Below are 14,344 nucleotides of genomic sequence, written 5' to 3' on the forward strand. Positions count from 1 at the left end.
ATCTCAGAAATCGGTGGGGGTTCTTTATTCTTATCTTACGTAAGGGCAAAAAGTGGGTTATATTTGACGGTTACCTTTCTACAGTTTTGCCCTTGTGGCAGGATATGTGTTTTTAATTTCGTTCCTTGGATTTTTTGTTACTACTGTTGCATTTATGCTCTTTTTTGTGGTTTACCTGGGAATGCGTCGCTGGAGCACCTGTATGCTAGTCACTCTTGGTGTTGCAGTATTCTATTATCTACTTTTCGTAAAGCTATTGCATGTACCCCTGCCGCCCGGTTTGGTGTTTTGAAGGAGGGAATATTTGGTGGAAGCGGGATTTTTAATGGTTCTTATTAAAGTTTTTTCCTTAAAAAATCTGGTAGCTATGATAGCTGGCATATTGTCCGGTTTAATGGTCGGTTCCTTACCGGGGTTGCAGGCCAATATGGGTGTGGCTTTGCTACTACCAATTACCTTTGTTTTAGATGCTGATACGGCTTTGCTTATGCTCATGGCGCTATATACCGCAGCCATATACGGGGGGAGCATTACAGCTATTCTTTTTCATACCCCGGGCACCTCTGCCTCGGCGGCTACGGCCATTGATGGCTTTGAACTGACCAAGCAGGGGAGGGCGGGTACCGCTATCCGCATTTCTACCTGGTCTTCAGCTATAGGAGGATTATCTGGAGCCGTAGCGCTCTTGTTTCTTGCCCCGCCCCTTTCTCTACTTTCCTTAAAGTTTGGTCCACCGGAGTACTTTCTGCTGGCGGTTTTTGGTTTGACCACCATAGGTGGGATTGCCTCAGGCTCTCTGGTAAAAGGGCTTATCTCCGGAACCCTGGGACTGCTGCTGGGAACGGTGGGTATGGATGTGGATTCCGGCTTTCCCCGTTTTACCTTCGGGCTACTACCTTTGCATTCAGGTATTTCCTTTGTACCCGCCATGATCGGGCTTTTTGCCCTTTCTCAGGTGCTTTTTATGGTAGAGGAAGTTTCCTCTGGTCAAGGCGCAGAGGTTGTACCTATGAGCGACTGGCGCTTCTTCCCCACCTGGGCGGAGCTAAAAGAAATTAAAAGTACCATTTTGCGTTCGTCTATTATAGGCATTATTATTGGCATATTGCCGGGAGCAGGGGGAGATATTGCCTCTTGGGTGAGCTATAACGAAGCTAAGCGTTTTTCCCAATCTCCCGAAAAGTTCGGGCGCGGCGCTATTGAGGGAGTCGCTGCTTCGGAGGCTGCTAATAACGCTGTTTGTGGAGGTTCTATGATTCCTCTGTTGACCCTGGGTATTCCTGGCAGTGCGACGGCGGCTATACTTCTAGGAGCTCTGGTTATGCACGGCCTGGTGCCCGGACGTGAGCTTTTTACCCAGTATGCAGGAATTACCTATACTGTGATTGTCGGTTTTATTATGGCCAACATTCTTATGGCCGTAATAGGCATGCTGGTGTGCCGCTATGCGGTGAGGCTGAGTAACTTACCCAGTGCAATATTGGCTGCGATTATAGTGACCCTTACCGTGATAGGCTCGTATTCATTAGGTAATAACATTTACGATGTATGGATTATGCTCATATTCGGGTTAATCGGTTATTTGATGCGTAAAAATGGTTTTCATCCTGCCCCCATGGTGCTGGGATTAATTTTAGGTCCTATGGCGGAAAAAGGCTTTCGTCAATCCCTCATTCTGGCCCAAGGTTCGGTGGTCGGCTACATCTTAAATCGGCCCTTAAGTGTAATCCTTGTGCTCTTAATCATCCTGGCCCTCATTTCTCCCGCTATTTTGGCAAGGAGAAGCAAGGCAGTTTCGGGGTAGAAAAGTCTTAGGAGGCTATGAGAAGCTATGACGTTAACTGAAAAAATTCTGGCGCGGGCAGCAGGGAGGCCGCGGATTAAGGCGGGCGAGATCGTCGAAGTAGAAGTAGATCTTACCATGATCCACGACCACCAGGGACCCATGACCATTCAAGAATTTAAAAAGCTCCCTGTAAAGCACGTGTGGAACCCCGAAAAAATTGTTATGGTAATTGATCACCGTACCCCCTCCCAGACATCCCAATCTGCTGAAAATCATCGACTTATGCGCACCTTTGCGCGGGAACAAAGAATAAAGTACTTTTACGATGGCGGCTGGGGTATTTGTCATGACGTGGTGGTGGAACATGGGCATGTGCGACCCGGTATGGTGTTTGTAGCCACTGATTCTCATACGACCACTGCAGGAGCTTTAAGCGCTTTTGCCACGGGTATTGGCTCGAGCGAAATGGCCTGTGTCAGGGCGCGGGGCAGGATATGGCTTAGAGTCCCACAGACAGTCAAGGTTGAACTCGAAGGCCGGCTTAAAGCAGGTGTTTTTGGTAAGGATATAGCGCTTCTTTTGCTTCGCCAGGTAGGTGCTGGTGGCCTTAATTATATGGCAGTTGAATTTCAAGGTCAGGGAGTACGCGGGCTTAGTATGGACAGCCGCTTCAGCTTATGCAATATGGCCCTGGAAATGGGGGCCAAGAACGCCTTGTTTGCACCCGACGAAATAACTGAAGCCTATTTAAAGGGACGGGTTGGTAGTTCTTATGAGAATTTGACTAATGATTTGACGTATGATGCTGAATATGCTTCGGAAATCAGGGTTGATTTATCTTCCCTAGTACCCCTAGTGGCCGAGCCTTTTTCTCCCGATTGTGTGCGCTCCGCAGAAGAAGCAGAAAAAGAAGGGATAGCTATTAACCAGGCTGTAATCGGTACCTGTACTAACGGGAGATATGAGGATTTGGTGGTGGCGGCCCGCGTTCTGGAAGGCAAAAGTATTCCTCCGGAAGTGCGGTTGCTTATAGTCCCGGCTACCAGAGAACTTTGGCTGCGCGCTTGCCGGGAAGGGTTGCTGGAGATTTTTGTCCGCGCCGGTGCTATAGTAAGCTATCCCTGCTGTGGACCCTGTGGAGCCTACGGTATGGGGGCTTTAAGCGAAGGAGAAACGTGTATTACTACCGGGAGTCGTAATTTTAAAGCTAGGCTTGGAGCCCTTTCAGCCAAGATTTATTTGGGGAATGCGGCTACGGTGGCGGCTTCAGCTTTGGCCGGGAAAATTGTGGACCCACGAAGGTATATATAGATAGTGGGAAGGTGAAATGATGGATTTAATTTTTCGGGGCAGAGCGTGGAAATTTGAGGACAATGTGGATACTGGACAAATCTTGCCCGGACAATACCTGACACTTACCGACCCTAAGGAACTGGCCAGGCATGTTATGGAGGCCATTCGACAGGGGCTGGCCGAGAAAATTAAACCCGGGGATATAGTAGTAGCGGGGAAAAATTTTGGCTATGGTTCCAGTCGGGAACATGCGGCTAAGGCGTTAAAGTTTGCCGGGGTTGCGGCAGTGCTGGCCGAGTCCTTTTCCCGCATTTTCTTTCGCAACGCCTTTAACGTGGGAATGGCTGCAGTGATAGTGCCAGGGATAACGAGTGTGGTGGAAGAAGGAGATTTGATAGAAGTAAATTTACTGCAAGGCTATGTAACTAACTTTAGCAAAAAGGCAAAGCTCGACTTTATCCCGTTACCTGAGGTAATGCTGGATATATTGAGAAGCGGTGGCATTATACCTTATACTACTTGCATTTTGCTTTCGAATCAAAGTTAAGGAAGCCCAATATTTGGGGAGGCAAAAAATTTATGTTGCTGCAAGCAGACGTTGTCGTGATAGGTGGTGGTCTGGCAGGAATCATGGCAGCCTGGTGCGCTGCCCAGGAAGGTGCAGAAGTGATACTTTTGGACAAGGCTAGGGCCGGGACCAGCGGGCCTACCGCTTTTGCCGCGGGAGACATCCTGTCTTGGCTTCCCCCAGAGGATGAACTTGATGGCTGGGTTGATGCTTATTTACAGGCCGGTGAGGGCCTAAATGACAAGGGGTGGCTAGTGCGGTTCTTTGAGGAAAATTATCGTATGATAAAAGATTTGGTAGCAGCGGGTTTTCCCCTGGAAACCGATGAGAACGGAAAATGGGTGAGGCGTTCGGGGAGAGGGCCGGTAGTAAAATGCGTTTTGGCGCCGATGCTGGAATGGCAGAAAAGGTTGCGCAAGTACTGCAGCGAATTGGGAGTAAAGATTTTTGACCGTGTGGCAGTACAGGAGGTTCTGATAAACGAAGGAAAATCCATAGGAGTAGTCGGGTTTCATGTGCGCTCAGGCGACTTTTGGGCGGTTTTAGCTCCGGCCGTAGTTCTGGCCACCGGCGGTTGTAGTTATCGAGGGCCGTTTTTTGGCCAACACGTGGTGGCCGGGGAAGGGCTGAGAATGGCCGTGAATGCTGGTGCTAAACTTGCCTACATGGAATATGGGAATCATTATAATATAAGTTTACTTCGCTTTCCCACTTATGGACAGTCAAAGTTTATGGCCCATGGAGGAAAATTCGTAAATCGGTTAAGCGAAGCCTTTCTTCTTACTAGAGGAATTAGTTTGGGCCACCGGGCAGTGGGGAATGAAGTAATAAGGATAATGGCTGAAGAAGTGCGGGCAGGAAAAGGTCCCCTATATTTGGATTTAGGAGATTTTGAGGAATGGGAGTTAGTAGGAAAATTGATGCCCAACCTTATGCGGCTACTTGAACGTGCAGGTGTCGATCTCCGGCAACAAAAAGAGGAGGTTATTCCCGCCTTTACAGGAACTTCTAATGCTGCAGGAGCAGGGGTATTCATAGATTCTTGTGCTCAAAGTTCAGTAGAAGGGCTTTTCGCCGCCGGGGATAATGCAGCCAAAGGGCTGGTTACAGGAGCGTGTGTGGGCATCTCGGGCATTAGCTTGGCCTGGGCAAACTTCACAGGTTCCACTGCGGGAAAATCTGCTGCTCAATATGGCTTGAGCAGCCCAAATTCAGGGGTAAATAAAGAGCTGTTGGAGCAAGTTAAGAGAAGAGTGCTGGAGCCTTTGTATCGCTGTAGTTACCGCAGACCGCGTGAAGTCCTGTTTTTCCTAGGAGATCTAATGGGGAGAGTAGATGTCAGTCTTATCCGGCATGAGAACAGGCTTAAGGATGCGCTAAAGCTTGTGCGCCAATGTAAAAAAGAGCTGTTAACTGAAATAGGTGCTCAAGATCCGCATGAATTAATGCTGTGGTATGAGGCGGTGAGCGCGGCTACGTGTGCTGAAGGGACTCTCCTGAGCGCATTGGCCCGTAAGGAGAGCAGAGGAGGACATTATCGTGAAGAGTATCCGGAGAGAGATCCCCAAATGGATAAAGTGGTTGGTAGCAATACAACAGGACTCTGGCGAAATAGCGGTAAGGTGGGAAGTACAGCATGATCGACAAGATTGATTATACGCGCTGTACCGGATGTCTGCGCTGCGTCGAATTTTGCCCTATGGATGTCTTGCGCGAAAAAGAAGGCAAACCTCAAATCGTTTATTCTTTAGATTGCCAGTGCTGTTATTTATGTGAACTAGAATGTCCGGCCAATGCCATAATTGTTTTACCCGAACGGGCTTTTGTCCCCGCTAATGTATATGGTAGCTTTTTGCCGAGGGGGTAATCAAAGATGAGCTGGCTTGTTGCCCTATCATGGCCCATTTGTGAGGGCTTTGGCGAACTCCCGGGCCATCCCAAAACACAACTGATACCCTTTCACTATCATGAAACCCATGGCCGTTCCAATGCTTGTTTACAAATGAGCATCCACGTAGGTACGCATGTAGATGCACCTTATCACTTTTTTAAAGAAGGAAATTGTATAGATCAAATAGACTTAAAGCGGTTATGTGGCCCTGCGGTTTTGCTGGACTTAAGCACGAAATGCCAGCCTAGGTATAGCTTAAAGCTCCAAGATCTGGAGGAGGCATTGAAGGGAATAGAGATAAAATGTCTTGAAGGCCAGCGCCTCCTGATAAGAAGCGGTTGGGCTAGCATGTATGGTACCGAGGCTTATTATCGCGGGAATGTGAACTTGTCGGTAGAAGCAGCTCGCTGGCTGGCAGAAACAGGTATTACCCTGGTAGGACTTGATTTTCCCCCCGATGCTTTAGGTCAAGGAGCCACTGTACCTGCGCCTGCGTCTGCGCCGGTCCATGAAACCCTGCTCGGTGCGGGAATAGTGATCTTAGAAAATTTGACTAACCTTGAGATGATTCCCAGTTCGGTATTTGAATTACTATGCTTGCCCCTTAAACTTAAAGCAGCAGGAGGCGCTCCGGCACGGGTTGTAGCCAAACCTTTACCACCTGATGGTGATAAAATATGAGTCTGCTAACAGTAGCTGCTATCCAGATGGGCCCTTCTTCAGAGGTGCGCACCTTGACTCTTGAGCGCATGATTAAACTCCTGACTTACGCGGGAGAACAGGGAGCCAAACTCGCATGCTTTCCTGAACTTGCTTTTACTCCGTATTTTCCCAAAAAACCGCCCCGGGCTATTGATTATCAGCAGTATTTTGAGGATTTTCCTCAGGCAGGCGAACTGATTAATTTAGTTCGCAAATATAACATGTCTTTGGTCCTACCTTATGCAGAAAAAAGTGGGTTTAGCAAAGGCTTTAACAGCGCGCTGGTAATCGACGGCGAGGGTACGGTAAGGGGAAAATACCGTAAGGTACATATTCCGCGAAGCGTACCTGATAAGCGGGGGCAGGTGCGCAACTATGAAGATCAATATTTTACCTGTGGCAACTTAGGTTTTCCTGTTTTTGAGGTATGTGGGGTTAGGGTAGGGATACAGATCTGTTATGACCGCCATTTTCCGGAGGGTTTCCGTATACTTGCCCTGCAGGGAGCCGAAATCATTTGCTTGCCCAGCAATTCTCCCACTTATGGGCAGGAAAACCGCAGATGCCTTTGGAGGTCTCTCTTGCAAGTGCGCGCCTGCGAAAACGGATGTTACATAGTGGCTGCTAATAAGGCAGGGGAAGAGGAAGGAGTAGAGTTTATAGGCGGAAGTGCTGTGGTTTCTCCCAAGGGTGAAATTTTGGCCATTGCTAAGACCCAGGGTGATGAAGTAGTACTGGCTACTATTGATCTGGATACGGTAGAGGAAGCCCGGCATGATTTTCCGTGGGCCTTGGTACGTTGCCCTGAATTTTATGAGTTTTTATGCAGGAAAGAGGGGTGCGAGTATCGAAATAATCCTTAAGGGGTGGTAATGGTGACGTTAGGAAAATTTGCCCAGGCCAAGGCCTGGCACAACGGAAGGCTAGGACATAAGGTCAAAGACAATTTAGAAAAAAGGGGCTTTAAGGCGGAATACGTGGCTACGCCGGAGGAAGCTCGGGATCTGGTGTTGGGTCTCATTCCCGAGGGAGCTAGCGTGGGTATCGGCGGTTCGGTTACCCTCAGGGAACTTGGTCTGGTGGAAGAGCTTAAAGCCAAGGGACATGAGGTGTACGACCACTGGGTTCCGGGTATAACTCCCGAGGAGGACTTGAAAATCCGGCGACGACAGCTCACTTGCGATGTATTTCTTACCGGCTGCAACGCTATTACCTTAGATGGGCATATGGTGAATACTGATTTTACTGGAAACCGGGTAGCAGCCATGATCTTTGGTCCTCAACGTATTATCGTGGTGGCTGGAATCAACAAGATCGTAAAAAACATTGAAGCTGCTATGGAACGGATCAGGAATATAGCTACCCCTCTGAACTCCTACCGCCGCGGTTGGGGTAAGGCTTGCGCCGTGGCTGGGTACTGCGTGGAATGCAATTTGCCCGACAAATCCTGCCGGGTGACCACTATTATTGAGATGTGCCCTAAAGGTAGTCCTGATTTCTACGTTATCCTGGTAGGAACAGAGCTGGGTTATTGAGAGAGCAGAGGTGGTATTGGTGGATTTTCGGCTATTTACTTTTATAACCGTAGTGGAGAAGAAGAATTTTTCTCTTGCGGCCAGGGAACTGAATCTCACTCAACCGGCCGTTACCGCCCAAATACATAATTTGGAAAGATATTATGAGGTGCGTCTGCACCCCTTGAGTATTCAAAAACAATATTACTGGTGGCCAGCCGAGCTATTTTGATGTTTATTCACAGCAAAAGTAGGGCTAAACCTATCGTTAAGATGCCAATGGTAATTTTGGGTGTCCTTACACCAAAATGCAGAAATATGTACAACCCGAAGGGCAAATCCAGGAGGCTTCCCTGGAAAAGGTTAATATAAGCAGCGGCTTTACAATACCTTGCCGTACCCTCAAGCTTAAAGCCAACTGGGTGCAGAAAGAAATTAAGAGATTTAGGGCTATAGCAGTGCGGGCAGCGAAAACCAATAATAAAAGGGGCACGGCGATCAAGGCAAAGCCGAAAACGGTTATGCCCTGTAAAGCTCCGGCTGTAGAGACGGCCAGGGAAGCGGTCATCCAGGCTTAAAGGTTATGCATAGTTCTGTCACCCCTCACTTTTAAAGCAGGAAACGGCTGGAGAATAGCGAATTATAAGATTATATTTATGAAAAATTATAGAGGTGATCCTATAAATGGATTGCCAGCTCCTTACCTTTGTCACTGTGGTGGAAAAAAAGAGCTTTTCCCTCGCTGCCCGGGAACTCCATATAACCCAGCCTGCTGTCACAACCCAAATACGCAATTTGGAGAAATATTATGGGGTTAAACTGCTAAACCGCGATACCAAATCTGTTGAAGTCACTCCGGCCGGGAAAATACTTTACGAATATGCCAAGCAGATCATTACCCTTTACCAACAGGCCCAACTTACGCTAAAAGAGCTAGGAGGGATCCTGCGGGGCCGCCTGTGCATCGGTGCTACTTATACCGTTGCTGAAATTATTTTACCACACGTTATTGGCCTTTTTAAAACCGAATTTCCAGAAGTCGAGGTTGTAGTGAGAGTAGGTAACAGGGAAGAAGTATACCAGTGCCTTTTGGAGGGGAAGTGTAATCTCATTCTTGTTGCGGGCGATTGTGAAAATAGGAACATTACCTGCGAGAGGTGGTTAATTGATAACCTAGTTTTAGTTGTAAATGCCGGCCATCCCTGGGCTAAGCGGGGAAGCGTTAGCCCGGCAGAGCTTTTTGAAGAGAGGTTTATTTTAAGGGAAGCTGGTTCTAGCTCGCGCCAGTACTGGGAAAAGGCCTTAAAGGAGGCGGGTTTTGACCCGGATAAACTGAATATTTTTATTGAGCTTAATAGCCATACAGCTATCAAAAAATGGGTGGAATTGAATTTTGGTGTTTCAGTCCTTTCAGAATGGGTAGTAGCCCCAGAAGTAAACGTCGGGCTCCTGGCTAAAGTTAAAATTGAAGGGTTATCCCTCGCCCGCAGCATTAACCTTGTTTACCCTAGTCATGGTATCCATGCCTTAACCAAGGAATTTCTTAAATTCTGCCGCCAGAACAAAGAGCGCCTTTTTACGTATCTAGGAACACAAGACGAGTGCGATACCGGACTGGTCTCGAGTATCTTTTAGAGCCATACGTGAGGTGGGGATAGTAGAGGAATTAGGGTCGAGGGGACATAAAGTGTATAATCGCTGGGTTCCCGGTATCACCCCGAAAGAAGACTTGGAAATACGGCGGCGCCAGCTTACCTGCAATGTGTTTTTGAGCGGGTGTAAGCCGTTACCCTGGATGGACAGCTAATAAATACTGACTTTACTGGCAACCGGGTAGCAGCCATGATTTTTGGGCCTAAGCGCACTATCGTGGTAGTTGGGGTGAATAAAATCGTAAAGGATATTGAAGCAGGCCTGACGCGCATTAAAAATGTAGCTACTCCTTTAAACTCTCACCGCCGCAACTGGGGCAAGGCTTGTGCAGTAGCCGGCTATTGTGTCGAGTGCAATTTGGCAGATAAATCCTGCCGGGTCACTGTGGTGACAGAGATGTGCCCTAAAGGCAACCCAGACTTTAATCTTATTCTAGTGGGGGAAGAGCTAGGTTATTAAATAGATACTACGGAGTATGAATTGTAAAGGAGAAAAGGATTTTAGGCAAAGGCAAGAATAACATCTTTGTCTTTCATATTATTTTTTGATAGGCATATAAATTTAAACAATTTTACATGAAGACTGCTAGCAAGCTATAATAAACAATGACAAAATTTGATATATGTATATACTAATGGAGGGGCGATTGGGGTAAGAGACATAGGGGAGGCTCTGATGCAATATGAATAATATTAATGGTAGAATACTGAAAGTAGATTTAACCAGAAGTGAAATCAGCAAAGAAACAATAGACGATTTATTATATAAGCAATTTCTTGGAGGTAGTCCCTTAGCAGCTGTCTTGTGGTTAAATGAGACCAACCTACACGTGGAGCCATTAAGCCCTGAGAATCCATTGATATTTATGCCAGGGTTGTTAACAGGGTGTCCGGTATTTACTGCTTGTAAAGCTTCAGTTTGCGCTAAATCACCACTTACCGGTTTATGGAGTGAATCCACTGTAGGTGGTTTTTGGGCTAAAGAATTAAAGTGGGCAGGATATGATGGGATTATTATTAAAGGAGCTGCCGATTCTCCAGTGTTCTTATGGATTGATGAAGAAAACGTTGAGATAATTCCGGCTAATGATCTTTGGGGCAAGGACACATTTGAAACCAACCAAATAATTAAAGACAAAACTGATAAAAGAGCTGAAGTAATAGCTATAGGCCCGGCTGGAGAAAATTTGGTACGGTTTGCGGCAATTATAGCAGGCGGTGATGAGGCAAGGGCAGCTGGCCGTACCGGGATGGGTGCAGTAATGGGGGCGAAAAAATTAAAAGCTATAGCGGTACGTGGCAACAGAAAACCTTCTATACATGATTTTATAGCTCTTCAGCAATGTTTAAAAGAAATTAAACAAAATATAGATACCTACACAGAGGGTCTTCGAGAGTTTGGTACCGCGGGTGGTGTTCAAAGTTGTGAAGCTACAGGAGATTTACCTATTAAAAATTGGCAATTGGGTTCTTGGGTAGAAGGAGCGGCTAAGGTTTCTGGACAGGCGATGGCAAAAGAGATAGTAGAAAAACATAGTGGCTGTTTTTCTTGCCCAATTCGTTGTAGTAAGATTGTTAAGTTACGGAAGGGACCATATGCGGGTACTTTAAGTCATGGTCCAGAATATGAGACAGTAGCAGGTTTCGGTTCCATGCTTCTTGTAGATGATATGGATTGGATTGCGGCTTGTAATGACTTATGTAATAGATATGGATTAGATACGATGTCGACTTCTTCTGTGATTGCCTTGGCCATAGAAGCAAAAGAAAAAGGGGTGGCTTTTTGTGGTGAAGAACTTACCGCATGGGGTGATGGCGAAGGAATAGCGAATCTTGTTTTGGATATAGCCAATCGCCGCGGTATCGGAAAAATCTTGGGTGAGGGTGGCAAAAGGATTGCTCAAAGTATTGGGGGGATGATCCATGAATATTTGGTAGAGTGTAAAGGATTGGAGATGGCTTATCACGATCCGCGTGCATTTACAGGTTCAGCTTTGGGATATGCTACGGCAAACCGGGGGGCATGCCATTTAGAAGCTTTGCCTTATTATGTAGAAGGAGGTGCTTTTAAGGGGGAAAATCTGGGATTTGATATCACTTTTGAACCTCATAGCTGTAATAAGAAGGCAGAACTAGTTATTAAGATGCAAAATTATTTAAGCTTATATAATGCATTAGGGTTGTGCAAATTTTTGTTACGAGCTCAAGTGGGACCAAAAATGTTAACGAAATTAATTTGGTCAGTAACAGGGCACGAGATAGGGATAGAAGAGCTACTTAAAATGGGCGAACGGTTTTTTAATCTTAGACGAATAATGAATAACAGTCTTGGGATAAGCAGAAAAGATGATATATTATCACCTCGTGTTTTAATCGATAGTCGCAAAACTGGAAGAGCAGCAAATACTATTCCCAACCTTGGAAAGATGTTAAATGAATATTACAAGCTAAGAGGGTGGACTGAGGAAGGCGTTCCCTTGAGAGAAACCATTAACAGATTAGGGTTAACTGAACTCTCTGAGAGAATAAAAATAACAGAAAAAATTCAAGTTAATGTTATCATTCATGGCCATCTTGCATGGTCTAGAACTAACCCTATTGAAATCCTTCATATCTCACCTAAAACCCCTATCAAAGATATCTTAAAACAACTTAAGATTTCAGAAGTGGAAGTTGGATGTATTGTAATTAATGGTTCTTTAGAGGCAGATTTTAATAGAGCCTTAAATAATGGAGACCAAATCGAAATATTTAGCGTAATTGGGGGAGGATAAATTGTTAAGGGGAGGTCGTTGTTAATGTTTAGTCATGCTGCTATAGAACAAAGGGGAATAGGAGCTTCTGAACGTATAGAACGCTTACCAATGACGTGGGTACAGTATCGCTTTGTATTATTGGCGGCATTAGCTTGGCTTATGGAGGCCTTTGATATTGGTATAATTGGGGTGGTTCTTGTACCTTTGAGTCGAATATGGGAGCTTACCCCTTCGGAGAAAGGGTTGCTTGCAATAGCTTCCACTATAGGGATTGTTGTTGGTGTAACACTTCTAGGACATCTAGCTGACAGAATTGGAAGAAAACGTTTAATGGTTTATGGCATGATTTGGTATTCTGGAATTACTCTCTTAGGTGCATTCGCGAGTTCATGGATTACATTAGCTGTTGTTCGGTTTTTGGCTGGATTGGGTATGGGATGTGTCTTCCCTCTTCCCTATGGCCTTATTAGTGAGCTTACACCATCGCGGGTAAGAGGAGCACTAGCAGGATTAATGGATTCGTTTTTGTCATTAGGATACTTTGTTGCACCATTGTTAGGTATGATAATCATACCCATAGGAGACACAGTGGGATGGAGGATAATGTTTGCACTTGGAGGTTTACCTATACTTTATAGTATTCTATTGAACCGCTACTTACCTGAATCGCCAAGGTGGCTTGAAGTTAAGGGTAAGTTCCAAGAAGCTGAAGAAATCCTAAGTAAAATTGAAAAAGAAATTGAACAGCGTACTGGGAAACCTTTACCTGTAGTTGAACACTTTTCTCCTGTAAAGATCGTTAAGGATAAAGTCCCAATAGGGGAAATATGGAGTTCCCGGTATTTAAAACGTACAATAATGTGCTGGATTCAGTTCCCAACCATCTTATTTATGTTCTATGCAATTATGACATATATGCCTTCAGTTTTTGCTAAACAAGGATTTGCTTATGCCGCGTCCTTTGGATTTTCAGCCATTATAATGGGGGCTTCTATACCTGGTAAATTCTTCGAGGCCTGGGCTGTTGAACGGTTTGGAAGAAAGCCTGTAATTGTTTCTTTTGCACTCATAGCTGCAATTGGCGCTCTCATGTTTGGTAGAGTGCAGACAATTAGTCACCTCTTGCTTTATGGTATGATATTGTCATTTTTTGGCATCGGAGTAAATCCTGCACAAAAAATTTATACTGCAGAACAATATCCAACTAGAATCAGAGCTACAGGAGTAGCTTTAACTGAAGGTATAGGTAGGTTATTTGGTGGAGCTCTGGCGCCATATTATATGGCATTCCTATTAGATAGAGTTGGAGTGAATGGCAGCTTTATTTTCATTGCAACAATGGCGATAATAGGAGCTCTTGCAGTTGCTATTCTCGGGGAAGAAACTAAAGGAAAAACTTTAGAAGCTATTTCCGAAGAAAAAACTCTTAAAGGGGTGGGAGCATAATGAGAACCATCAAGACTATTGATTTGTCAGAAGCTGAATATGTAGTAGATACCATTATTAGATCAGCTGCAAATGACGGTGGTGAACCTATTTGCGTAGCGGTAGTAGATGAGCGAGGCGATTTGGTGGTCTTTAAGCGAATGGATGGAGCTCCTTTAAGAAGTATTAATATTGCTATCAATAAAGCTTATACTTCCGCTAGGACGCATCAAGATACGATAGTCTTAGAAGATAAGTTAAGAAAAGCGGGGCGTAATGCTATCTATTATACTGACGAAAGAATCACCTTATTTCCAGGGGGGGGTAAAGCTAGTATTATCGGATGGTACATTAATAGGTGGTGTTGGCGTAAGTGGAAGATTACCTGAAAAAGACCATGAACTTGCCGAACTTGGAGCGACTACGCTGTTAGAAAGTGCTAAAGAGCTTTAGGAAAGCTTGAAATGATTTGATTACACATGGTGGTTTCAGAGAGTGTCAAGTAATAACTAGTAATAACTAAAGAGAACTTTTAAACCAAAAATCTAAATTGTGTTTAAAATACCTGGCCGAATGACCGGAGTATAACGTGATTATAAAACTCTATTGCTTTAATGAATTGTTGGCCAGGTTTTTGTTTTTATTGAGGATTTGACTTTTAGTTAATTTATATCTTCCAATAACTTCTATGACCCCACACTTCCCTTTCCCTGGCAAGAAGTACTGAGTGTCACCATATGTAAATTTTGTTCCTCCA

General features: G+C 45.3%; 17 protein-coding genes. 16 read left to right on the forward strand and 1 reads right to left on the reverse strand.

Annotation, left to right across the window (positions count from 1 at the left end; all coding sequences use genetic code 11):
• Positions 1-94: 94 nt before the first annotated feature.
• The 10 genes from AC1BI1_RS14530 to AC1BI1_RS14575 are packed head-to-tail and all read left to right on the forward strand — an operon-like array spanning position 95 to position 7,986.
• On the forward strand, positions 95-292 hold the full coding sequence (locus AC1BI1_RS14530) for a tripartite tricarboxylate transporter TctB family protein (RefSeq protein WP_476718024.1): 198 nt from the start codon (positions 95-97) through the stop codon (positions 290-292).
• A gap of 15 nt (positions 293-307) precedes the next feature.
• Positions 308-1,804: a tripartite tricarboxylate transporter permease gene (locus AC1BI1_RS14535; RefSeq protein WP_476718025.1), complete on the forward strand. Its 1,497-nt coding sequence runs from the start codon at positions 308-310 to the stop codon at positions 1,802-1,804.
• A gap of 27 nt (positions 1,805-1,831) precedes the next feature.
• Entirely contained in the window at positions 1,832-3,097 is a 1,266-nt protein-coding gene (locus AC1BI1_RS14540; RefSeq protein ID WP_476718026.1) for a 3-isopropylmalate dehydratase large subunit, read from the forward strand.
• Positions 3,098-3,116: 19 nt separating this feature from the next.
• Entirely contained in the window at positions 3,117-3,626 is a 510-nt protein-coding gene (locus AC1BI1_RS14545; protein ID WP_476718027.1) for a 3-isopropylmalate dehydratase small subunit, read from the forward strand.
• A gap of 32 nt (positions 3,627-3,658) precedes the next feature.
• Positions 3,659-5,287 (forward strand): FAD-dependent oxidoreductase, encoded by a 1,629-nt coding sequence (locus AC1BI1_RS14550; protein WP_476718028.1) that lies wholly within the window; start codon positions 3,659-3,661, stop codon positions 5,285-5,287.
• Positions 5,284-5,514 (forward strand): 4Fe-4S dicluster domain-containing protein, encoded by a 231-nt coding sequence (locus AC1BI1_RS14555; RefSeq protein ID WP_476718029.1) that lies wholly within the window; start codon positions 5,284-5,286, stop codon positions 5,512-5,514. The genes AC1BI1_RS14550 and AC1BI1_RS14555 overlap by 4 nt, the downstream gene beginning before the upstream one ends.
• Before the next feature lie 6 nt (positions 5,515-5,520).
• Positions 5,521-6,219: a cyclase family protein gene (locus tag AC1BI1_RS14560; RefSeq protein WP_476718030.1), complete on the forward strand. Its 699-nt coding sequence runs from the start codon at positions 5,521-5,523 to the stop codon at positions 6,217-6,219.
• A complete protein-coding gene (locus AC1BI1_RS14565; protein ID WP_476718031.1) occupies positions 6,216-7,103 on the forward strand; it encodes a carbon-nitrogen hydrolase family protein in 888 nt (295 codons plus the stop codon). Before AC1BI1_RS14560 ends, AC1BI1_RS14565 begins: the two co-directional genes overlap by 4 nt.
• Before the next feature lie 12 nt (positions 7,104-7,115).
• Positions 7,116-7,775, forward strand: a complete 660-nt coding sequence (locus tag AC1BI1_RS14570; RefSeq protein ID WP_476718032.1) for a lactate utilization protein — start codon at positions 7,116-7,118, stop codon at positions 7,773-7,775.
• 19 nt (positions 7,776-7,794) lie between these two features.
• Positions 7,795-7,986 (forward strand): LysR family transcriptional regulator, encoded by a 192-nt coding sequence (locus tag AC1BI1_RS14575; RefSeq protein WP_476718033.1) that lies wholly within the window; start codon positions 7,795-7,797, stop codon positions 7,984-7,986.
• Positions 7,987-8,052: 66 nt separating this feature from the next.
• On the opposite strand, the gene AC1BI1_RS14580 is transcribed toward AC1BI1_RS14575, so the two are convergent.
• On the reverse strand, positions 8,053-8,322 hold the full coding sequence (locus tag AC1BI1_RS14580; RefSeq protein WP_476718034.1) for a TSUP family transporter: 270 nt from the start codon (positions 8,320-8,322) through the stop codon (positions 8,053-8,055).
• 116 nt (positions 8,323-8,438) lie between these two features.
• Between AC1BI1_RS14580 and AC1BI1_RS14585 the strand changes: the two genes are divergently transcribed.
• The 6 genes from AC1BI1_RS14585 (at position 8,439) to AC1BI1_RS14610 (ending at position 14,040) form a co-directional block, all read left to right on the forward strand.
• Positions 8,439-9,389, forward strand: a complete 951-nt coding sequence (locus AC1BI1_RS14585; RefSeq protein ID WP_476718035.1) for a LysR substrate-binding domain-containing protein — start codon at positions 8,439-8,441, stop codon at positions 9,387-9,389.
• A gap of 207 nt (positions 9,390-9,596) precedes the next feature.
• On the forward strand, positions 9,597-9,866 hold the full coding sequence (locus AC1BI1_RS14590; RefSeq protein WP_476718036.1) for an LUD domain-containing protein: 270 nt from the start codon (positions 9,597-9,599) through the stop codon (positions 9,864-9,866).
• A gap of 223 nt (positions 9,867-10,089) precedes the next feature.
• Positions 10,090-12,180 carry an aldehyde ferredoxin oxidoreductase C-terminal domain-containing protein gene (locus AC1BI1_RS14595; RefSeq protein ID WP_476718037.1) on the forward strand — a complete coding sequence of 697 codons (2,091 nt, stop codon included), beginning with the start codon at positions 10,090-10,092 and terminating at the stop codon, positions 12,178-12,180.
• A 24-nt stretch (positions 12,181-12,204) separates the two neighbouring features.
• Positions 12,205-13,608, forward strand: coding sequence for an MFS transporter (locus AC1BI1_RS14600; protein ID WP_476718038.1), 1,404 nt, complete (start codon positions 12,205-12,207; stop codon positions 13,606-13,608).
• A complete protein-coding gene (locus AC1BI1_RS14605; RefSeq protein ID WP_476718039.1) occupies positions 13,608-13,976 on the forward strand; it encodes a GlcG/HbpS family heme-binding protein in 369 nt (122 codons plus the stop codon). Before AC1BI1_RS14600 ends, AC1BI1_RS14605 begins: the two co-directional genes overlap by 1 nt.
• Positions 13,942-14,040, forward strand: coding sequence for a hypothetical protein (locus AC1BI1_RS14610; RefSeq protein ID WP_476718040.1), 99 nt, complete (start codon positions 13,942-13,944; stop codon positions 14,038-14,040). Before AC1BI1_RS14605 ends, AC1BI1_RS14610 begins: the two co-directional genes overlap by 35 nt.
• The last annotated feature ends 304 nt before the right edge of the window (positions 14,041-14,344 follow it).

The organism is Thermanaeromonas sp. DSM 22490, assembly GCF_056378755.1.